This window comes from Gordonia zhenghanii (genome assembly GCF_021738965.1).
GTDB classification, from domain to species: domain Bacteria; phylum Actinomycetota; class Actinomycetes; order Mycobacteriales; family Mycobacteriaceae; genus Gordonia; species Gordonia zhenghanii.
On record NZ_JAKKOQ010000001.1, the window covers coordinates 552851 to 572799 of the forward strand.

Sequence of the window (19949 nt, forward strand, 5' to 3'; positions counted from 1 at the left end):
ACAGACCGGACACCCGCCTACGTGCGCTACGTCACCCATGACAGAATCGGTACACACCCAGCAGTTCCGGCGTTGTCGGAGATCGAGGAGCAGACGTGACGAGTACGGCAGACGACAGCACGACCGGCCAGAACCTCGCGAACGTGCCCATCACCGATGACGAGATCTTCCGCTCCCACGAAGGCGGCAAGCTGTCGGTCGAGCTCCGGTCGCCGATCGACACGCAGCGCGACCTCTCGATCGCGTACACCCCGGGCGTCGCCCAGGTGTCGCGATCCATTGCGGCCGACCGCGACCTCGTCGACAAGTACACCTGGACCGACCGACTGGTCGCCGTGGTCTCCGACGGGACTGCCGTCCTCGGCCTGGGCGACATCGGACCGCGCGCGTCACTCCCGGTGATGGAAGGCAAGTCGGCATTGTTCCGTACGTTCGCCGGCCTCAACTCGATCCCGATCGTGCTCGACACGACCGACCCCGACGAGATCGTCGAGACCTTGATCCGTCTGCGCCCGAGCTTCGGCGCGGTGAACCTCGAGGACATCTCGGCTCCGCGCTGCTTCGAGATCGAGCGCCGCGTGATCGACGCTCTCGACTGCCCGGTGATGCACGACGACCAGCACGGCACCGCGATCGTCGTCCTCGCCGCACTCAAGGGCGCGCTGACGCATCTCGACAAGGACATCTCGGGACTCAAGTTCGTCATCTCGGGTGCGGGCGCCGCCGGCGTCGCGTGCGCCAAGATCTTGCATGCCGCCGGCGTGCCCGACATCGTGATCCTCGATTCGAAGGGGATCATCGGCGGCCACCGCGACGACCTCAACGAGTTCAAGTCGTATCTCGCGACGTGGTCCAATCCGCGCGGACTCTCCGGCGGTGCGGCGGAGGCGCTCGCGGGCGCGGACGTCTTCCTCGGCGTCTCGGCAGGAACCGTTCCCGAAGAGGCCATCGCGTCGATGAACGACGGCGCGATCGTCTTCGCGCTGTCGAATCCGGATCCGGAGATCCACCCCGAGGTCGCAGCCAAGCACGCGGCCGTGGTCGCGACCGGCCGCAGCGACTTCCCGAACCAGATCAACAACGTCCTCGCGTTCCCCGGCGTGTTCGCCGGCGCTCTCGATGCGGACGCTCGTCGCATCACCGAGGGCATGAAGCTCGCAGCGGCAGACGCCATCTTCGGCGTCGTCGGCGACGATCTGGCCGCCGACCACATCGTCCCGAGTCCTCTCGATCCGCGCGTGGCCCCCGCCGTCGCCAAGGCCGTCGCCGACGCCGCGCGTCTCGAGGGCGTCACCAAGTAGTCGCCCATTCCTGCTGGTCGAGCGGAGTCGAGACCCCATCGCCGATCGAGCCCATCCTGCCGGTCGAGCCCATTTCTGCCGGTCGAGCGGAGTCGAGACCCTCGCCGATCGAAACCCCCACAATGGACCTCATGACCACGTGGCACAGCGACGACCTCGACCTCCCCGCGTATCTCGCCCGAATCGGCGTCACCGGGGAGCCGTCGCCGACGCTCGACACTCTCGCGGCGCTGCATCGCGGCCATACGACGTCGATTCCGTTCGAGAACCTCGAGATCATGCTCGGGCGGGGCATCCCGCTCGACTTGGAATCCTTGCAGCGCAAGCTGATCGGCTCTCGGCGCGGCGGCTACTGCTTCGAGCACGTCACCGTGTTCGCGGCGGCGCTGGAGCGGATCGGGTTCCGGTTCACGGCATTGAGCGGACGGGTCACCCTCGGCGGCGACTGGTCGTCTCGCCCTCCGACGCACGCAGTGATCGTCGTGGAGTCGGGTGGACGCCGATACCTGTGCGACGTCGGGTTCGGACGCGGCCCGCTGGAGCCGATCGAACTGGTCGACGGCACCGACGTCGACCAGGACTGCTGGCGACTCCGCCTGACCTCGGAGCCGGTCGGCGACGTCTTCGGCACCGACCGGTGGATTCTGTGGCAGCGGGTGGGCGACGACTGGGTCGACCGCCACACATTCACTGCGAATCCGCAGTTCCCGATCGACTACCGGGTCGGCAGTCATTTCGTGTCGACGTCGCCGCGTTCTCCGTTCACCACTCGGCCGTTCGTCCAACGATTCGCCGCCGACGCTCATCACACGCTCGACGACTCGACGCTGACGACCGCCGCACCCGACGGGACGCAGACATCGCGCGAGGTGCCGGTAGACGAACTTCCGACGCTGCTCCGCGACGTCTTCGACATCGATCTGACCGACGCAGACGGCCGGTCGCTCGTCGCCTCGGAGACGTTGCGACGAGGCTCCGACCGACCTTGACGAGGCACGGATTCGACCATCCACAAGCCGTTTTGCTCCGACCACTATCCGGTCTGTAACATGGTCCAGGCTGCCGCGAGGCAGCGCGCCGCCTTAGCTCAGTCGGTAGAGCGATTCACTCGTAATGAATAGGTCAGGAGTTCGATTCTCCTAGGCGGCTCCATAAAGCATCAGGCAGAAGCCGGTTTCCCACTCGCGGGAGATCGGCTTTTTCTGTGCCTGGCACGTCCACGAAGCGGGCCCACTTCTCTTGTTTCTCACTTGTTTAGGTACATAGTGCATAGTAGCTACTGCACTTCTAGTACCTACGAGAAAGTGAGTACCCCTGTGACCGCCACCTCGCACGCCTCCACCACCGGGACAACTCCTGCGCCAAGCCGCTGGACACTGCCGATCGTGCTCGTCGCTCAGTTCGTCACGCCGATGTCGATCTCCGGCACCGCGATCGCCCTGCCGGAGATCTCCGGCAGCCTCGGCGCGCAGCCCACCGCCCTGCAATGGGTTGTCAACGGATTCAACGTCGCCTTCGCGCTCGGCGTCCTCGCATGGGGATCACTCAGCGACCGCATCGGCTACCGCCGAACCTTCGCCTTCGGCGCTGCCGTCTTCGCACTCGGCACCGTCGTCAGTTCCGCCGCGACGACGCTCCTGCTTCTCGACGCCGCACGCGCCGTCGCAGGCATCGGCGCAGCCGCCATCCTCGTCGGTGCCAGCTCGATGCTCTCCAGCGCCTTCGAAGGCTCGGCCCGCACGAAGGCCTTCGCCCTGTTCGGAACCATCAACGGCCTAGGCCTCGCACTAGGGCCGACCATCTCCGGCCTGCTCGTCGCCGGCATCGGTTGGCGCGGGGTCTTCCTCGTCCAGGCCGCCGTTCTCGCGCTCGCAGCGGTCGGCTCGCGGGTACTTCCGCGCAACAACACCACCGTCCCTCAGTACGGCAAGCGCCCGCCAGTCCTCGACCTGTCACTCCTGCGCAACCGAGAGTTCCTGGCAATGTGCCTGGTGCCCGTCGCCGGATCGATCGGCTTCGTCACTCTGCTGACGTACCTCCCGTCCGCACTGAGCGGCATCAAAGCGATGAGCCCGGGTGCGGCCGGACTGACGATGCTCGCCATGACAATCCCCGTCCTCCTCGCTCCGATCGCTGTCGCCAAGCTGGTGAACAACGTCCGCTCGGTCACCGTCGGATCAGTCGTGTACGCCAGCCTCGCCGCGCTCGTGCTCGGCAACGTCGGCATCCTGCTGCTCGCCGAGGACCGGTCCATCATCTGGATCATCGCCCCGATGATCCTGATCGGTCTCGGGTTCGGTCTGCCGGTCGGCCTCGTCGACGGCCATGCACTCGCCGTCGTCCCCGCCGAACGTGCGGGCACCGCGGCGGGACTGCTCAACTTCTTCCGGATCGGCAGCGAAGCGATTCTCGTCGCCGCATACGCCTTCGTCCTGTCCACGATCGTCGGACAGCACCTCACTGGTGGCGCCGCAGAAGACACCGCGGCCGGGCAGCCCGGCCAGCCCGACACGTACCAGACCGCGTTCAGTACCACCGTAATCTGCCTCGTCGCGCTTCTCGTCGTCCTGTCCCTCGCTATCGTCCTCGTCCGCGGCAAGAACGCCCGACGGTGCCGATCGGCCGATTATCACCGCGGAGACTCCGATCGCACATAGCTACCATGGACACCGTAGGTATCGGGATCATAGGAAGGGAACGTGGTCGTCATGGCCGACAAGGATGGCCACCCAGACCTCGACGAGTTCGACCTGTCGCGGATTCTGCACGCACTCTCCGACGAGAACCGACGCAGTGTCATCGTCCAGCTCGCCGAACAGCCCGATGAGACAGAGCAGTTCTGCAGCGCGTTCGGCATGCCATGGGCGCAGTCCACTCGCACCCACCATTTCAAAGTCATGCGGACCGCAGGACTGGTCTGGCAGCGCGACGTCGGCAACGGCCGGATGACGCGGCTGCGTCGTGATGACTTGGAGAAGGTCTTCCCCGGCCTGCTCGACCAGATCGTCACAGCAGATCGCGCTGCACGGGCGAACTGACCGAATCCACCCGGCCGACTGAACGTGTTGACACATTCTATAATGTGTCTCATTATCGACACATGAGCGATACTCCGTCTCCGACCTTCTCGCTCCGCTCCGGAGAGTCGTGGCGGGACCCGTTCACGATGTACGCGGCGCTGCGTGAGCACGATCCCGTCCACCACGTGGTGCCGCCCTCGGCTCCGGCCGGCGACTACTGGGTGCTGACCCGCCATGACGACGTGACCGCTGCGGCGAAGGACTGGCGCACGTTCTCGTCGGCGCAGGGACTCACCGTGACCTACGGCGAACTGGCGACGATCGGCCTCGCCGACAATCCGCCGATGGTGATGCTGGATCCGCCGTCGCACACCGAGTTCCGCAGACTCGTCTCACGCGGGTTCACCCCGCGCCAGGTGACGACACTGGAGCCGCTGGTGCGCGAGTTCGTCGTCGAACGCATCGAATCGCTGCGCTCACGCGGCGGCGGTGACATCGCCGCAGAGCTGTTCAAACCGTTGCCCAGCATGGTCGTCGCCCACTATCTCGGCGTCCCGGAGTCGGACCGGACACGGTTCGACGCGTGGACCGCGTCCATCGTCGGAGCCGATCCCGGCGGCGACCTCGGCGCCGCGATGACCACGGCTGCAGACGCGGTGCTCGAACTCACCGGATACTTCGCCGAGCTCATCGAACGCCGTCGCATCGAACCGGGCGACGACACCGTCTCGCACCTCGTCGCCGCCGGAATCGCCGACGACCCCCAGACCGACCCGGCGGGCCTCCTGTCCGTCTTGGCGTTCGCGTTCACGATGGTGGCGGGCGGAAACGACACGACGACCGGCATGCTCGGCGGATCAGCCGCACTCCTGACCACCGACCGCGATCAGCGGACGGTGCTCCTAGAAGACCCTGCGTCGATACCCGACGCAGTCGACGAACTGCTGCGCCTCACTTCTCCGGTCCAGGGGCTCGCGCGCACCACGACCCGCGACGTCGACCTGCGCGGCGTCACGATCCCGGAAGGCCGGAAAGTCTTGCTCTGCTACGGATCTGCCAACCGCGACCAGCACGTGTACGGCCCGGACGCCGAACGGCTCGACGTCCGACGCAATCCCCGCAACATCCTGACGTTCAGCCACGGAATGCACCACTGCCTCGGCGCCGCGGCCGCGCGGATGCAGGCCGTGATCACGCTCGAGGAGTTGTTGGCGCGGTGCCCGCACTTCGAGGTGGACGTCGACGGCATCGAATGGGCAGGCGGCAACTACGTACGCCGTCCGACGTCGGTACCGTTCACGCCATGAGCGATCGAGGCTGGACTCAAGGGGTACGACGATCCGCGGCCAAGGACCGGATCCTCGCCATCGCCGGGGAGTTGTTCGCCCGTCAGGGCCCCGACGCGTCGATGTCCGACATCGCGGCGGCAGTCGGCTGCTCCCGCGCCACCCTGTATCGACACTTCGACGGCCGCACCGCGCTGCAGCTCGCGTACGTCGAGCAGGTCGCCCTCACTATCGGCGCTGCAGTGGCGAATCGGACCGCCGACCTGCCCGATCCCGCCGACCGGCTCACCGAGGCGATCGTGTTCGCTCTCGCCGCCGTCCGCGACGACCCCGCGCTCTCGGCGTGGTTCTCGCCCGAAGGTGCGGGGCTGGCCAGCGAACTCGCTCTCTCGTCGACGGTGATCGAGACGTTGGCGCACACGTTCGTCGGCGACGACAGTTCGTCCGGAGTCGCGGCTGCGCGCTGGATCGTTCGGGTCATCGTGTCGTTGCTCGTGGTGCCCGGCGGGCCGGACGAACGCGCGACGATCGAGCGATTCGTGACACCCGCGGTCCTCGCGTCGCTCGCGTGAACCGCGTTCAGCCACTCACCCGGCCGACCCGAGTGCCAAACCGATCGCGCACGCTCCGACAGACCCGATCAGCGTGAGCATCGCGTACATCAGCCCGCGTCGCCCTCCCGCCCGGAGCGTGTCGAGGACCGACGTCGAGAACGTCGTATAGCCGCCGCAGAAGCCGGTGCCGACCACGGCCTGCCAGTCCGACGACGCGCCGTGGAACATCACGATGCCCGCGGTCACGCCGATGAGCAGCGACCCGGTCACGTTGATCGCCAACACGGGACCGCCGAACGCGCCCGGCCACCGTCGCCTGCTCATCTCGTCGACCACGAACCGCATCACTGCGCCGAGAGCACCCGCGATCACGACCAACACGGGGATCATGCGACGCCGCCCCGGAGCGCGACACCGCGCCGCGCGGCATGCACACCCAGCCACGCGGCAAGGACTCCGCCGCACACGCTGACCAGCGCGTAGACCACTGCGAGCACGACGTGCCCGCCCTTGCCCAACAGGCTCAGCTCCAACGCGAACGCACTGTAGGTGGTGAACGCGCCGCAGAAGCCGGTGCCCGCGGCGAGGCGGATCTGACGACGCACCCCGTGATCGCGTCCACGTCGGACCAACGACTCGAGAAGAGCGCCGAGGACGAACGCGCCGACGACGTTGACGACGAATGTCCCGACCGGCCACTGCCCGTCGTGCGCAGGCCACGCCTCCTCGGCCAGCCACCGCAGTGCCGTTCCCGCGGCGCCGCCGATGAACACGATCAGGAGATCGACCGTTCGAAATGGTCGTTGCGTCACCACCTGATCTCCTGTCCGACGTGTTCGAAACTACGGCGTCACCAGATTACGGTCGCCGCACGAATACAATCGAGTGCACTAGCCCGTCTTGCACCGAGGAGCCCGCCATGTCCGAATTCATCGACAAGCTCAAGCACAAGGCCGAAGAGGTCTCGGCGGCCATCGACAACGAGCTCACAGTCCTCGAAGGCGCAGGCGGCGACGATGTCTTCGCCGAAGACGATGACGAAGGCACCGCCGAGACCGTCGCCGAGGACGCCTGACCTCACTGAGCGGCCTGCGCCCACGTCTGCGACCATGACCTGTCATGGACCTGCGCATCTTCACTGAACCCCAGCAGGGCGCGACGTACGACGACCTTCTCGCCGTCGCCCGCGCCACCGAAGACCTCGGCTACGACGCCTTCTTCCGCTCGGATCACTACCAGGCGATGGGCGACGGCGACCCGCTGCCCGGTCCGACCGACGCATGGCTGACCCTCGCCGGGCTCGCGTTGCAGACCTCACGGATCCGGCTCGGCACGCTCGTCACATCGGCGACGTTCCGTCATCCGGGACCACTCGCCATCTCGGTGGCACAGGTCGATCAGATGTCCGACGGACGCGTGGACCTCGGGCTCGGCGCAGGCTGGTTCGCCGACGAGCACTCGGCGTACGGCATCCCGTTCCCCGGGCTCGGCGAACGCTTCGACCGCCTCGAGGACACCCTCGAGATCGTCACGGGCCTGTGGCGCACACCGATCGGCGAGACCTTCGACTACACCGGCAAGCACCTCTCGGTCGCCGACTCGCCCGCACTGCCCAAGCCGACGCAGTCGCCGCGCCCGCCGATCATCATCGGCGGTCACGGACCACGTCGTACGCCTGCGTTGGCGGCACGCTTCGCCGACGAGTTCAATGTCCCGTTCGCGCCCACGTCGACCGTGTCCACCATGTACGACCGTGTCCGCGATGCCTGCCAGACGATCGGCCGCGACAGCGACGACCTCGTCTACTCGGCGTCTCTCGTCCTGTGCTGCGGCGAGAGTGACGCCGAAGTCGCCGGTCGCGCGGCGGCGATCGGCCGCGAAGCCGACGAGCTTCGCGAGAACGGGGCCGCGGGCAGCGTGGACGAGGTCGTCGCGAAGATCTCCGCGTACCGCGAGATCGGCGTCACCCGTGTATACCTTCAGGTCCTTGATCTGAAGGACCTGGACCATCTCGCGCTCGTCGCCGACAAGGTGGCCCCGCAACTGAGGTGACCGGTTAGCGGCGCGCGCTCAACTGATCACCCAGCTTCACGACCATCGCGCCGACGGCGAACTTCGGCTTCACGTTCATGTCGAGGGCCTCACGGCAGTCGAGGACCGCCTCGATGCAGGCGAGGAGTTTCTCGGGCGACGCGTAACTCGCCATCGAGTCGATGACATCGTGCTCCTTGTCGGGATGCATCAACGTGACCCGCGCGCCGACCGACCTCGACAACGCGTCACGGAACAGTGCGGCGAGGTCGACGAGCGCACGATCGAGGACGTCGCGCGTGAGTCGGGTACGCCGCGACTTCTGCCGCCTCTCGAGTTCTTTGATGATGCCAGCCGTGCCTCGCGGCGGCCGGGCCGTCCCCTTCCCCGTTCCTCCCGCCCCGAGGGCTGTCATCAGCTCTTCGGTCTCTGCCGCGTCGGACTCGGTGCTCATGGCATCCGCGGTCTCGACCGCGGTCCGCACGAGTCTGTCGGCGGCCGCGAACGCCGTCGAGTCGCGGGTCGCCGCCCGCGCGAGGCCCAACGCCTGCTCCCGCTGCTCGCGCGAGAGTGGGTCGGTGGCCAGCCGCTTGGCGCGGCCGACGTGCCCGCCCGACACCGACGCCGCCCACCGCGCGGGCTCGGGGTCGATGCCGTCCCGTTCGATCAGGACCTTGGCGATGTCGTCGCTCGGCGGCGCGGTGAGCGCGACGTGTCGGCAGCGCGAGCGAAGGGTGATCGCAATGTCCTCCGGTGCCACCGACGGGGCGCACAGCAGGAAGATGGTCCGCGGCGGCGGCTCCTCCACGGCTTTGAGCAAGGCGTTCGCGCCGTTCTCCGTGAGTCGGTCCGCGTCTTCGACGAGGACGATCTGCCAGCGGCCCGTCGTCGGGCGGCGGGCGGCCAGCGACACGATGTCACGAATCTGCTTGACCGAGATCGACAGTCCGTCGGTCTGGATGAGCCGGACGTCCCCGTGCGTCCCGCTCAGCACCGTCGTGCAGGCTCGGCATTCGCCGCACCCGACCGCTATCGGGTCCAGACACTGCAGGGCCGCAGCGAAGGCTGTCGCAGCGACCGATCGACCGCTTCCCGGCGGACCGGTGAACAGCCAAGCGTGGGTCATCGATTCACGGACACCAACCGGAAGTTCGTCCACCGGATCGTCGGCGAACATCGACACCGCGCCGTCGGCGGCCTCCTCCAGGCGTGCGGCCACCGCTCGCGCCGACGTCGCGGCGTCGCGCAGCTCAGCGGCCAGCGTGTCCTGCCCGGTCATGCGGTCGAAGACATTAGTCACACCCGTCAGCCTAAGCCCCAGTTCAGACGACTGAACAATCGCAAGACGTTTAACAATTGCAAGCAGACGGCTACCGTGGAGTTCGTGGTTGCACGACGGTTGGGCCTCGCCAAGCCCGCGCATACGCTGCGCTGGCTGGCGCATACGCCGTGGCCGATCCTTGCCCTCGATCTCCTGCGTGCGAATCTCATCGGTGCGCTGTTCACGTTCGCGTTCCTGCGCTGGGGCATGCCGCCCGCCGACTCGTTCTCGATCGGCGACGCCGACGCCTTCAACCAACTCTCGTTCGCCGTCTACCTGGTGATCGCGGTGGCCGTCGGGATGTACGTGATCACTCGGCTCAGCTTCCCCGTCCTGATCTGGCACCGACGGCGCTCCCGACTCGACGACGCTGCCGCTCGTCGCCGTGCGTTGCGACTGCCCACCTTGCTGACGATCACCAACCTGGCGTTGTGGGCGGTCGGCGGCGTACTCCTGTCCCTCATCAACTGGAGCAACTCCTCGGGCAAGGACGCGATCCTCGTCGCCCTCGCGAGCGTCGTCGGCGGGCTCGTGACCGGTGTGCTCTCGTTCATGCAGTCCGAGCGCGTCCTCCGGCCGATCACGGTCGCCGCGATGGCGAACGACCCGGACAGCGTCCACGCGCCCGGCATAACGGCGCGGATCAGTTCGTTCTGGGCGGTCACTGTGGCCGTCCCGATGCTCGTGATCGTCGCACTGATCACGATGCAACGCCTGGACTACATCGACACCGACGCCGTCGGCCTGCAACGCCCCATCCTGTGGATGGCAGCGGCGTCACTCGTGTTCGGACTCCTCGCCATCACCCGCCTCGTCGGGTCGATCACCGACCCGATCAAACAACTGAGGATCGCCCTCGCCCAAGTCCGAGCGGGCAACCTGAACGTGGCCGTGAAGGTGTACGACGGCAACGACCTCGGCTCACTGCAGGCCGGCTTCAACGACATGGTGTCCGACGTCCGGGAACGGCAGGAGCTGCGCAACCTGTTCGGTCGTTATGTCGGCGAGGACGTCGCACGACGCGCCATCGAGACCGGGACCGAGCTGGGCGGCGAGGAACGCTACGTCGGTGTCCTGTTCGTCGACATCGTCGGCTCGACCCGCCTGGCCGTCAACCGTCCGCCCCGCGAAGTCGTCGAACTGCTCAACGAGTTCTTCCAGGTGGTCGTCGAAGTCGTCGGACGACACGGCGGTTTCGTCAACAAGTTCCAGGGCGACGCTGCCCTCGCGATCTTCGGGGCGCCACTCGATCAAGAGGACTTCGCGGGTGCTGCGCTGGCCGCCGCCCGCGACCTGCGGGTGGAGCTCGATCGACGTCTCGGCGACGTCGACATGGGCATCGGCGTGTCTGCAGGCAAGGCTGTCGCCGGGCACATCGGCTCCGAGCAGCGGTTGGAGTACACCGTGATCGGCGACCCGGTGAACGAGGCTGCGCGTCTCACCGAACTCGCGAAAGACGAGCCGACACGTGTCCTGGGGTCGGCGCGTGCCGCGTTCCTCGCCAGCGACGCCGAGGCCGCGCACTGGGCGATCGGCGAGGGTGTCGAGCTCCGCGGTCGCGGCATCGAGACGTTGCTGGCCCGCCCCGACATCGCCGTGAACTCCCCGACGTCGTCGGACTGACCCACCTCGTCCGAGACTTCGGACCACTATGTGGTCGCAAGTCTCGGACGGCAGGTGCTGCCCTTATTTCTCGGGGGCTGCCTTCTTCGCTGGTGTCTTCTTAGCCGCCGTTTTCTTGGCGGTCGTCTTCTTAGCTGCCGTCTTCTTGGCTGCTGTGGTTTTCTTGGCCGCTGTCTTCTTCGCTGCCGTCTTCTTGGCCGGGCTCTTCTTCGCCGTCTTCTTGGCGGCCTTCTTGGCCGGGCCGCGAGCGCGACGGTCGGCGAGCAGTTCCATCGCCCGCTCGGGGGTGATGCTGGCGACCTCGTCGCCCTTGCGCAGACTCGCGTTGGTCTCCCCGTCAGTCACGTACGGACCGAAACGGCCGTCCTTGATGACCATCGGGCTGCCGCTGACCGCATCGTTCTTGTCGAGCTCGCGCAACGGAGGCGCAGCGGCCGCACGACCGCGACGCTTCGGCTCGGAGTAGATCTTGAGCGCCTCGTCGAGAGTGATCTCGAACAGTTGCTGCTCGGACGTCAACGACCGGGAGTCGGTGCCCTTCTTCAGGTACGGACCGTACCGTCCGTTCTGGGCGGTGATCTCCTCGCTCGACTCCGGGTCCACGCCGACCACACGCGGCAACGACAGCAGTTTCAGCGCGTCGTCGAGAGTGACCGTCGAGATGTCCATCGTCTTGAACAGCGAGCCGGTCCGCGGCTTGGGACCAGCCTTCTTGGCTGTCTTCTTCGCGGTCTTCTTGGCAGTCTTCTTCGCCGTAGTCGTAGCGGTCGCGACACCGCCGCCCGCCGGGACGTCGTCCAGCGCGACGACTGCGTCGCCTGCCGGGACTCCCCCACCGTCGCGTGGCGTCGGCCCCGCCGGGACCGTCGGAACAGGAGCGCCCGCGGATCCGTCGTCGGGCTCGTCGTCGGCCGGAAGGATCTCGGTGACGTACGGTCCGAAACGTCCTTCCTTGGCGACGACCCGGTGACCGGTCACCGGGTCGACGCCCAGTTCCCGCCCCTCCTGCGGCGTCTCGAACAGCTTCTCGGCCACCTCGAGCGTCAACTCGTCCGGCGTCATGTCTGACGGCAGGTTGGCGCGCTTGAGATCCGGCTCGGCGTCCGGGCCTGCGACGTTGCGTTCCAGGTACGGCCCGTATCGTCCCACCCGGACGAACACCGGGCGTCCCTCAGAATCGTCGAACAATCGAATCGAGTTGACCTCGCGGGCGTCGATGCCCTCCAGGTTGACGCCGACGAGCTTCTTGAGCCCGCCGTGACGTGCGATGGCGCCTGCGGCGTCGTCATCGTCGGACGTCGCACTCTCGTCACCGAAGTAGAACTCGTTGAGCCACCGAGTCCGGTCCTGACCGCCGGACGCGATCTGGTCCAGATCGTCTTCCAGGGATGCCGTGAAGTCGTAGTCGACGAGACTGTTGAAGTAGCCCTCCAACAGGCCGATGACGGCGAACGCGATCCACGAAGGGACCAGCGCGTTGCCCTTCTTGACGACGTATCCGCGGTCCTGGATGGTGCCGATGATCGACGCGTAGGTCGACGGGCGGCCGATGCCGAGTTCTTCGAGGATCTTGACCAGCGACGCCTCGGTGAATCGGGCAGGCGGGTTGGTGGAGTGGCCGTCGGCCACGAGCGACGTCGCCGTCAACGACTGGCCTTCGGTCAGGTTCGGCAGCCGGTTCTCGGCGTCGTCGGACTTGTCGGCAGTCTGTTCGTCGACGCTCTCCACGTATGCGGACAGGAAGCCGGGGAACGTGATCGTGCGACCCGAGGACGCGAACGTGACCTCGTCGCCGGTGGCGGCGCGGCCACCGATCCGCAGGCTCATCGTGGTGCCGCGTGCGTCGGCCATCTGGGAGGCGACGGTGCGCTGCCAGATCAGTTCGTACAGGCGGAACTCGTCGGTGTCGAGCGCCGACGCCACCTGCCCGGGGGTGCGGAACGACTCGCCTGCGGGGCGGATCGCTTCGTGAGCCTCCTGCGCGTTCTTCACCTTGCGTGTGTACTGGCGCGGCGAGGAGTGGACGAACTTGTCGCCGTACAGATCGCGGGCCTGTGCGCGGGCCGCGTTGATCGCCGACTCCGACAGTGTCGTCGAGTCGGTACGCATGTAGGTGATGTAGCCGTTCTCGTACAGCCGCTGCGCGATGCGCATCGTGCGGTCGGACGTGAAACGCAGTTTGCGGCCGGCCTCCTGCTGGAGGGTCGACGTCATGAACGGTGCGTACGGGCGACGGGTGTACGGCTTCTCCTCGACCGACGTCACCGTCAGCGCGGCGCCGTCGAGCCCGGCGGCCAGCGCGTCGGCGCGGGCGCCGTCGAGCACGGTGACACCGGTGGCCTTCTTGATCTTGCCGTCCGCGCCGAAGTCGCGTCCCGTGGCGACCCGATCCTCACCGATGTTGACCAGGCGCGAGGAGAACGTCTGCGGCTTGGCGTCGGCTCCAGCGTCCATCGTCGCGGCGATGTCCCAGTAGTCGGCCGAGACGAACGCCATGCGCTCACGCTCGCGTTCGACGATGACACGGGTGGCGACGGACTGCACGCGGCCCGCCGACAGCTTCGGCATGACCTTCTTCCACAGGACCGGCGACACCTCGTACCCGTACAGGCGGTCGAGGATGCGGCGGGTCTCCTGCGCGTCGACGAGGTCTATGTCGAGGTCGCGCGGGCTCTCGGCGGCGGCACGGATCGCCGATTCGGTGATCTCGTGGAACACCATGCGCTTGACGGGGATCTTCGGCTTCAGCGTCTCGAGGAGGTGCCAGGCGATGGCCTCCCCCTCGCGGTCACCGTCCGTCGCGAGGTAGAGCTCGTCGACGTCACGCATCAACGCCCGAAGCTCGGAGACCGTCGACTTCTTGTCGGCCGACACCACGTAGAGCGGCTCGAACCCGTCGTCGACGTTGACGCCGAGGCGGGCCCACGGCTGCCCCTTGTACTTGGCGGGCACGTCGGCGGCGCCTCGCGGCAAGTCCCGAATGTGTCCACGTGACGATTCGACGACGTAGTTCGCGCCGAGGTACCCCGCGATCTTGCGCGCTTTGGTCGGAGACTCGACGATGACGAGTCGCCGGATGGCGGGGTCAGCACTGTCAGTGGCGGCCACTTAAGAGCCCTTCGGTCTGGAGTTTCGCTGTTCGATGCCGTTGTTTCGGTGTTCGGTTCCGTTGTAACGCTTCGATGCCGTTGTACCTTATATATGGCGCCGTCTGCACTCCACCCCAGGTAATCGAAAGAAGAGGCAGCCGGTCACTCCCCAGGCCACACCCCGTCCGGAGCGTCGCCTGGCCGGACTCCCACCGTCTCGGCGAGTCGGGTGAGTCGCTTACGCCCGGACACCCGCAAAGCGGGACTGTTTCCGCGCGCACCGATCAGGGTGGGTGCGATGCCGACGCGCATCAATGCCGTCGCGAGCGGAGCGTGGGTGTCCGGGGCGCTCGGGTCCACGCCGAGGACGTAGTGCTGGCCGTCGAACCGGCCCGACGCGAGCACCCACAGTCGCAGAGCACGCGCGCTCGGCGTCCAACCGTCCGGCACGGCTTTCACAGCACCGCTCGCCCATCTGCGGTGCAGCGCCGTGATCCGCGGGTTGGCTTCGGTGCGCGCGATCGGCGATCCCTCCTCGGAGATCAGCGTCTGCGCGTCCAGCCCGGTCTCGATGATGTCGGCCGCGATCTCGTCGGCCCGCCATTGCTCGTTCACGACTACTGACACCCGGGCGCCGAGGCTCGTGTGCACGGACTGCCCCTGCCCGGCGAGTAGACCCGCGAGATCGTCGATCACGGGGTCTTCGGTGTCCGCAGAGAACAGCGACATCTGGCTCACACGTTGATCCTACTGCGCTGTGCAGCAAACACTCCCAGCAGTGAAAGCAACACTCCCGGCCCCGCCGAAGCGGTGCCGGGAGTGCTGTCTCGTAAGTCTGTGACGCCCGTGAGGGCGTGCGCAATCAGACTGCCTGAACTCCGGTGGCCTGCGGGCCCTTGGTGCCCTGGCCGACCTCGAACTCCACGCGCTGGTTTTCTTCGAGGGTGCGGAAGCCGTTGCCCTGAATCTCCGAGTAGTGGACGAACACGTCGTCGTTACCCTCGTCAGGCGCGATGAAGCCGAAGCCCTTCTCCGCGTTGAACCACTTCACAGTGCCCTGTGCCATCTACTGCATTCCTAACTTCTCATCACCCGCCACGGAGCGTCCCCGGCGGGGGCCTGTTCCGACCGCCATACCTCGACAAGACCTCGCCATACGGCGATGGAACCGACTGCAGTACCACGTTCGCAACTGACTCCGTCCCTGAGACGGAGGGTGCGACCGCTTTTAGCTAACCATGTTTCGCGCCCGCGCGATACTGTTATCGCGCACCGAATCTAACTCCCCGGAAACCACGTATGACCGGCCTCGCGAGTAGGTTCGCGCACCCACCCCGGAACCGTTTGGAGCGACGTCGATGCAGCATGCCACCTACGGCAGCGAACTGCTCGGCAGAACCCTCGCAGGGACCGATTCCGACGCCGATTCGCCTCTCACTCACATGGCAGTGATCCCCACGCGCACAGCCGAATTCAGTGACTGGCCGGAGTGGGTCCACCCCGAGGTTCGCGGCGCGTTCGTCGAGCACGGTCTGCGCCGACCGTGGCGTCACCAGATCGAAGCCGCCGACCACGCCCACGCCGGACGGAACGTCTGCGTGTGCACCGGCACCGCATCGGGAAAGTCGCTCGCCTACCAACTCCCGATCCTCACCACGTTCGCTCAGGACCCCAACGCGACCGCGCTCTATCTGTCGCCGACCAAGGCTCTCGGCGCGGACCAACTGAGGGCGACGGCCCGAATCATCGCGGGCGTTCCCGCATTGAGTCATCTGCAGCCGAGCGCCTATGACGGCGACACCGATTCCGAGCTCCGACAGTGGGCGCGGATGCATTCACGCTGGATCTTCACCAACCCCGACATGCTGCACGTCGGGATCTGCTCGCAGCACGCCAAGTGGCGCCAGTTCTTCAGCAAGTTGAAGTACATCGTCGTCGACGAGTGCCACCACTATCGCGGCGTGTTCGGCTCGCACACCGCACTTGTCCTGCAGCGAACATTGCGGATCGCTCGCCGATACGGCGCAGACCCGGTCGTCATCGGGGCGAGCGCCACCGTCTCGAATCCGGCGCAGGCGCTGTCGCGGTTGATCGGCGACGACGTCGTCGCGATCACCGACGACACCTCACCGCACGGCGAACGCACCGTCGCGATGTGGGAGCCGGGCTTCGTCGACGGCAGCCCTGCCCCGGTCGGCGGCCCCGAAATCCTGTCCGGGACCGGCCGCGACGGTGAGAACGGGGCCCCGGTCCGACGCGCGGCGGGCGCCGAAGCCGCTCGGCTGCTCGCCGACTTCGTCATTGAAGGAGCCCGGACGCTGTGCTTCGTCCGGTCGCGTCGCGGAGTGGAGGTGACGGCGGTCAAGGCTCGCCAACTGTTGTCCGAATCTGCACCGGAACTGGTCGACCGAGTCGCCGCGTACCGCGCAGGCTATCTCGCCGACGACCGCCGCAAACTCGAGCAGGCGCTCTCGGACGGCGAACTACTCGGAGTCGCGACGACCAACGCCCTCGAACTCGGCGTCGACATCAGCGGTCTCGACGCCGTCGTCGTCGCCGGATACCCGGGGACTGTTGCCTCGTTCTGGCAGCAGGCGGGTCGTGCCGGACGGCGCGGCGAGGGGTCGCTCGTCGTCATGGTCGCCCGCGACGATCCGCTCGACACGTATCTCGTTCACCATCCCGACGCTCTCCTCAAGCGGCCCGTCGAAGCGACCGTCACCGACCCGACCAACCCGTACGTGCTCGGCCCACATCTGCTGTGCGCGGCCACCGAGTTCCCCATCACCGACGACGAAGCCGCCTCTTGGCACGCAGGCGAGGTGATCGTCGGTCTCGTCGACGACGGACTTCTCAAACGTCGCAAGGCCGGCTGGTATCCCGCGCCGGGCCTCGACCCGCACGGCGACATAGACATCCGCGGCGGCATCGGTGGTCAGGTCCTCATCGTCGACACGACCACCTCTCGGCTGCTCGGCACCGTCGACGCCACGCGCGCCATGACGTCGGTGTTCCCCGGTGCGGTGTACCTGCATCAGGGCGAGAGCTTCGTCGTCGACGAACTATCCCTCGACGAGGGCCTCGCCCTCGCGCATCCGGAGGAGCCCGACTGGACGACCACCGCGCGCGAGGTGAGCGACGTCGTCATCGACCGGGTCGTGCAGCAGCAGACGTTCGGTCCGGTCACCGTCGGCTTCGCCGAAGTCACGGTCAGCAGTCAGGTGGTCGGGTTCCTTCGGAAGGCCCTCACCGGTGAGATCCTCGACCAAGTGGCACTCGACATGCCCGAACAACAACTGTCGACGCGCGCCGTCATGTACACCGTCGAACCCGACGCGTTGGTCGCCGCCGGGATCGCTCCCGACAAGTTCCCCGGCGCACTGCACGCCGCCGAGCACGCCGCGATCGGGATGCTGGGCCTCGTCGCCACGTGCGACCGATGGGACATCGGGGGCCTGTCCACCGACGTCCATCCACAGACCGGCCTGCCGACCGTCTTCGTCTACGACGGATTCCCCGGTGGGGCGGGCTTCGCCGAACGCGGCCACGAAGCGTTCGACGACTGGATCGCCGCCACCGACGAAGCCGTCGCCTCCTGTGCGTGCACCAGCGGATGCCCGTCCTGCGTGCAATCACCCAAGTGCGGCAACGGAAACGAACCCCTCGACAAAGCGCACGCGATCAAACTCCTCCGCCTGATCGGCCGTCACTACCGGTCGTGACCGCGCCGGCCCGCGCGGCAGCAGTCGCGGCGTGTACACCGAAACCTCCCCGACGCACCCACGACGCGAACGACGGCGTCCTAGCCGTCGACCACGTGCGGCGGCCGCATCCTTGTCCGTGCCGACTCTCGATGCACAGGACTCGTCGGCACGAGCTTCAAGGGTGAGACGATCGGAGAAACTCGAATCCTGGCCGGGTCAAGTCCATGTATGCAAAGGTGACCACCGACGAGTTCAAAGAACGGTGCGAGGTGTAGTGATGCAGAATACGTGCGACACGAGCTGCATCCACGTTATTTTCGCGAAAAATGAATCGACCTACGATGAGGTTTTCGCAGGTGTAGCTGCCGACTCCGCTGACGCGTCGCGGATAGCGCGGGTTATCGACCACGGCCACGCCGCCTGTTGGACAGAGTTAGCCGAACTGGTTCAGCACCGGCGAGCCGGTCTCACGCAGGGGCAGCCTGTCCACATAGTATTCGATGGCGGGCACCCGCAAGACGCGCATGAGGTCGGATGGGATCCCGATACTTCTCCCGAACTAATGAGCGCGTTCGACGATAGATCCGCAGCGGTCAAGTATGCGGAGAGACTCGAATCGTCAGAGAACTCAGGGCCAGGACCGGTCCATATTTGGAGTGTTCCACTGGGGTGGTACGACGAGCGCCTGGCGGGTAACAGCGGTGCCCCACTGGCCGAGTGAACGTCGAGATCACGACGACACCGAACTCCTTCCTGGATCGCTGCATGGCGACAAACCCTGTCCAGCTCCCTGTTCGTTGGCCGGGGGCTCGTCGCGGTGCAAGCCGCGGCGTCCGTTGACTTCCGTGGGACAGCGCGAACAGCCCGGCCGGCGAGCGTCCGGCATGCGCAAAAGCCCGATGAGCATGAGAGTCAACGCCTGGACGGAGAGGCATCCGTGGGTTCGCATGGTCGCCGCCTATCGGTCGTCGCTACCGATCGTGACCGGACCGGCCCGCGCCGCAGCCGTCGCGGCGCGCACGCCGAAACCTCCCAGGCGTACCCGCACCACAACGCGAACGACGACGTCCTGACCGTCGACCACACAGTCGGCGACCGACGGCGAACCGTCCTGGACCGACACCCGATCCTCAGCGACCGCGCACGCATCACCCCGCCCGGACACCTGCGCAGACGCGGCCGCGAGCGCTCCCAGATCTGCCGCAGACTGTGCGCGATGTCGAGCGAGGACGGCGGCGCCGACGTAGAGCACAGCGAGGAGGATCGCGGCGAGGACGGCGATGACAGCGGCGCCCGTGATCGTCGAGAATCCCTTCTCGTCACTCACGCATTTCTGCTCACGAATCCGCACCGTCAGCACCGTTCGGTTCGACCGCCGCCACCGCTCGCGCGGACACCGTCGCCATCGGCAGCATCGGCAGGTCGGCCGATACGGTGACGGTCACCGTGTCGGCCGCAGCCGACACCGAGATCCGGGCGCCGCCGGGTGCGACCGACCGGCCGACGTCGGACGCCGACTCGTCTCCGACTGCCGCGAGCCGAGCCACCTCGCGGGCGGCGTCGGTGCACCGGATCTGAGTCACCACCCCGGTCACCGCGCCGACCCCGGTCACCAGGAAGACGGCGATCGCCGCAAGCGCGAACGCGGCTTCCACGGTCACCATGCCTCGCTCGTCCTCAAACAGGTCGCGCCCGCGGAGCCTGACAGACATGTCAGCTCACCGACGTGCTCAACGCCCTGGAGATGATCCCGGTCAGTGCGGACAAGATATTGTCACCGCTCACGACCGTGTACAGCAGTGCACCGAACGCGGCTGCAGCGACGGTGCCGATCGCATATTCGACCGTCGACATTCCGGATTCGTCGGCGATCAGCCGTCCGGTCAGCGTCTGAGTCTCGACCCACCGCTGCGTCAATCGATCTCGTGTCCCCCGACTCGTGCTCATGACTTCCCCCTCGTGTGTCGGCCCGCGGTTTCGAGCCTTCACAAGGTCAGACGCGCGCCCGCTGCATTCGGTT

The 19949-nt window shown here is 66.9% G+C and carries 19 protein-coding genes and 1 tRNA gene; 11 read left to right on the forward strand and 9 right to left on the reverse strand.

Going from position 1 to position 19949, the window contains the following annotated elements; translation table 11 throughout:
• The first annotated feature begins 95 nt into the window (after positions 1-95).
• From L5G32_RS02440 to L5G32_RS02470, 7 genes are all read left to right on the forward strand, one after another.
• On the forward strand, positions 96-1301 hold the full coding sequence (locus tag L5G32_RS02440; protein WP_237009410.1) for an NAD(P)-dependent malic enzyme: 1206 nt from the start codon (positions 96-98) through the stop codon (positions 1299-1301).
• Between the two features lie 131 nt (positions 1302-1432).
• Positions 1433-2290, forward strand: coding sequence for an arylamine N-acetyltransferase family protein (locus tag L5G32_RS02445; protein WP_237009411.1), 858 nt, complete (start codon positions 1433-1435; stop codon positions 2288-2290).
• A gap of 87 nt (positions 2291-2377) precedes the next feature.
• Positions 2378-2453 (forward strand) — tRNA-Thr (locus L5G32_RS02450).
• Between the two features lie 233 nt (positions 2454-2686).
• Positions 2687-3958: an MFS transporter gene (locus L5G32_RS02455; protein WP_237009412.1), complete on the forward strand. Its 1272-nt coding sequence runs from the start codon at positions 2687-2689 to the stop codon at positions 3956-3958.
• Positions 3959-4009: 51 nt separating this feature from the next.
• The gene (locus L5G32_RS02460) at positions 4010-4339 is read left to right on the forward strand and encodes an ArsR/SmtB family transcription factor (protein ID WP_237009413.1); all 330 of its coding nucleotides are present in this window, start codon (positions 4010-4012) and stop codon (positions 4337-4339) included.
• A gap of 62 nt (positions 4340-4401) precedes the next feature.
• The gene (locus L5G32_RS02465; RefSeq protein ID WP_237009414.1) at positions 4402-5628 is read left to right on the forward strand and encodes a cytochrome P450; all 1227 of its coding nucleotides are present in this window, start codon (positions 4402-4404) and stop codon (positions 5626-5628) included.
• Entirely contained in the window at positions 5625-6179 is a 555-nt protein-coding gene (locus tag L5G32_RS02470) for a TetR/AcrR family transcriptional regulator (RefSeq protein WP_237009415.1), read from the forward strand. Before L5G32_RS02465 ends, L5G32_RS02470 begins: the two co-directional genes overlap by 4 nt.
• A 15-nt stretch (positions 6180-6194) precedes the next feature.
• On the opposite strand, the gene L5G32_RS02475 is transcribed toward L5G32_RS02470, so the two are convergent.
• Both L5G32_RS02475 and crcB read right to left on the reverse strand, forming a co-directional pair.
• Positions 6195-6551, reverse strand: a complete 357-nt coding sequence (locus L5G32_RS02475; RefSeq protein ID WP_237009416.1) for a fluoride efflux transporter FluC — start codon at positions 6549-6551, stop codon at positions 6195-6197.
• Positions 6548-6973 (reverse strand): fluoride efflux transporter CrcB, encoded by a 426-nt coding sequence (crcB, locus tag L5G32_RS02480; protein WP_237009417.1) that lies wholly within the window; start codon positions 6971-6973, stop codon positions 6548-6550. The genes L5G32_RS02475 and crcB overlap by 4 nt, the downstream gene beginning before the upstream one ends.
• Positions 6974-7080: 107 nt before the next feature.
• On the opposite strand from crcB, the gene L5G32_RS02485 reads away from it, so the two are divergent.
• Positions 7081-7236, forward strand: a complete 156-nt coding sequence (locus L5G32_RS02485; protein ID WP_237009418.1) for a hypothetical protein — start codon at positions 7081-7083, stop codon at positions 7234-7236.
• Positions 7237-7280: 44 nt separating this feature from the next.
• Complete coding sequence (locus L5G32_RS02490; RefSeq protein WP_237009419.1) at positions 7281-8213, forward strand: LLM class F420-dependent oxidoreductase; 933 nt, start codon at positions 7281-7283, stop codon at positions 8211-8213.
• A gap of 4 nt (positions 8214-8217) precedes the next feature.
• Here L5G32_RS02490 and L5G32_RS02495 read toward each other — a convergent pair whose 3' ends face one another.
• On the reverse strand, positions 8218-9492 hold the full coding sequence (locus tag L5G32_RS02495; RefSeq protein ID WP_237009420.1) for a DNA polymerase III subunit delta': 1275 nt from the start codon (positions 9490-9492) through the stop codon (positions 8218-8220).
• A gap of 84 nt (positions 9493-9576) precedes the next feature.
• On the opposite strand from L5G32_RS02495, the gene L5G32_RS02500 reads away from it, so the two are divergent.
• On the forward strand, positions 9577-11136 hold the full coding sequence (locus L5G32_RS02500; RefSeq protein ID WP_237009421.1) for an adenylate/guanylate cyclase domain-containing protein: 1560 nt from the start codon (positions 9577-9579) through the stop codon (positions 11134-11136).
• A gap of 63 nt (positions 11137-11199) precedes the next feature.
• Here L5G32_RS02500 and topA read toward each other — a convergent pair whose 3' ends face one another.
• From topA to L5G32_RS02515, 3 genes are all read right to left on the reverse strand, one after another.
• Positions 11200-14244, reverse strand: a complete 3045-nt coding sequence (gene topA / locus L5G32_RS02505; protein WP_237009422.1) for a type I DNA topoisomerase — start codon at positions 14242-14244, stop codon at positions 11200-11202.
• 143 nt (positions 14245-14387) lie between these two features.
• Entirely contained in the window at positions 14388-14963 is a 576-nt protein-coding gene (locus L5G32_RS02510; protein ID WP_237009423.1) for a hypothetical protein, read from the reverse strand.
• Between the two features lie 124 nt (positions 14964-15087).
• Positions 15088-15291, reverse strand: a complete 204-nt coding sequence (locus L5G32_RS02515; protein ID WP_237009424.1) for a cold-shock protein — start codon at positions 15289-15291, stop codon at positions 15088-15090.
• Between the two features lie 292 nt (positions 15292-15583).
• On the opposite strand from L5G32_RS02515, the gene sftH reads away from it, so the two are divergent.
• The gene (gene sftH, locus L5G32_RS02520; protein WP_237009425.1) at positions 15584-17947 is read left to right on the forward strand and encodes a DEAD/DEAH box helicase; all 2364 of its coding nucleotides are present in this window, start codon (positions 15584-15586) and stop codon (positions 17945-17947) included.
• A 940-nt stretch (positions 17948-18887) separates the two neighbouring features.
• On the opposite strand, the gene L5G32_RS02525 is transcribed toward sftH, so the two are convergent.
• From L5G32_RS02525 to L5G32_RS02535, 3 genes are read right to left on the reverse strand one after another with little or no spacing between them, the layout of a single operon-like run.
• Positions 18888-19256 carry an Rv3654c family TadE-like protein gene (locus L5G32_RS02525; protein ID WP_237009426.1) on the reverse strand — a complete coding sequence of 123 codons (369 nt, stop codon included), beginning with the start codon at positions 19254-19256 and terminating at the stop codon, positions 18888-18890.
• Between the two features lie 10 nt (positions 19257-19266).
• On the reverse strand, positions 19267-19641 hold the full coding sequence (locus L5G32_RS02530; RefSeq protein ID WP_237009427.1) for a TadE family type IV pilus minor pilin: 375 nt from the start codon (positions 19639-19641) through the stop codon (positions 19267-19269).
• 1 nt (position 19642) lies between these two features.
• Positions 19643-19876: a DUF4244 domain-containing protein gene (locus L5G32_RS02535; protein ID WP_237009428.1), complete on the reverse strand. Its 234-nt coding sequence runs from the start codon at positions 19874-19876 to the stop codon at positions 19643-19645.
• Between the last annotated feature and the right edge of the window lie 73 nt (positions 19877-19949).

Bases quoted from the DNA above. Each gene is read 5' to 3' on its own strand.
- L5G32_RS02445 (WP_237009411.1), top strand. From the start codon at position 1,433: ATGACCACGTGGCACAGCGACGACCTCGACCTCCCCGCGTATCTCGCC.
- L5G32_RS02460 (WP_237009413.1), top strand. From the start codon at position 4,010: ATGGCCGACAAGGATGGCCACCCAGACCTCGACGAGTTCGACCTGTCG.
- L5G32_RS02465 (WP_237009414.1), top strand. From the start codon at position 4,402: ATGAGCGATACTCCGTCTCCGACCTTCTCGCTCCGCTCCGGAGAGTCG.
- L5G32_RS02470 (WP_237009415.1), top strand. From the start codon at position 5,625: ATGAGCGATCGAGGCTGGACTCAAGGGGTACGACGATCCGCGGCCAAG.
- L5G32_RS02475 (WP_237009416.1), bottom strand. From the start codon at position 6,551: ATGATCCCCGTGTTGGTCGTGATCGCGGGTGCTCTCGGCGCAGTGATG.
- L5G32_RS02485 (WP_237009418.1), top strand. From the start codon at position 7,081: ATGTCCGAATTCATCGACAAGCTCAAGCACAAGGCCGAAGAGGTCTCG.
- L5G32_RS02490 (WP_237009419.1), top strand. From the start codon at position 7,281: ATGGACCTGCGCATCTTCACTGAACCCCAGCAGGGCGCGACGTACGAC.
- L5G32_RS02515 (WP_237009424.1), bottom strand. From the start codon at position 15,291: ATGGCACAGGGCACTGTGAAGTGGTTCAACGCGGAGAAGGGCTTCGGC.
- sftH (WP_237009425.1), top strand. From the start codon at position 15,584: ATGCAGCATGCCACCTACGGCAGCGAACTGCTCGGCAGAACCCTCGCA.
- L5G32_RS02530 (WP_237009427.1), bottom strand. From the start codon at position 19,641: ATGTCTGTCAGGCTCCGCGGGCGCGACCTGTTTGAGGACGAGCGAGGC.
- L5G32_RS02535 (WP_237009428.1), bottom strand. From the start codon at position 19,876: ATGAGCACGAGTCGGGGGACACGAGATCGATTGACGCAGCGGTGGGTC.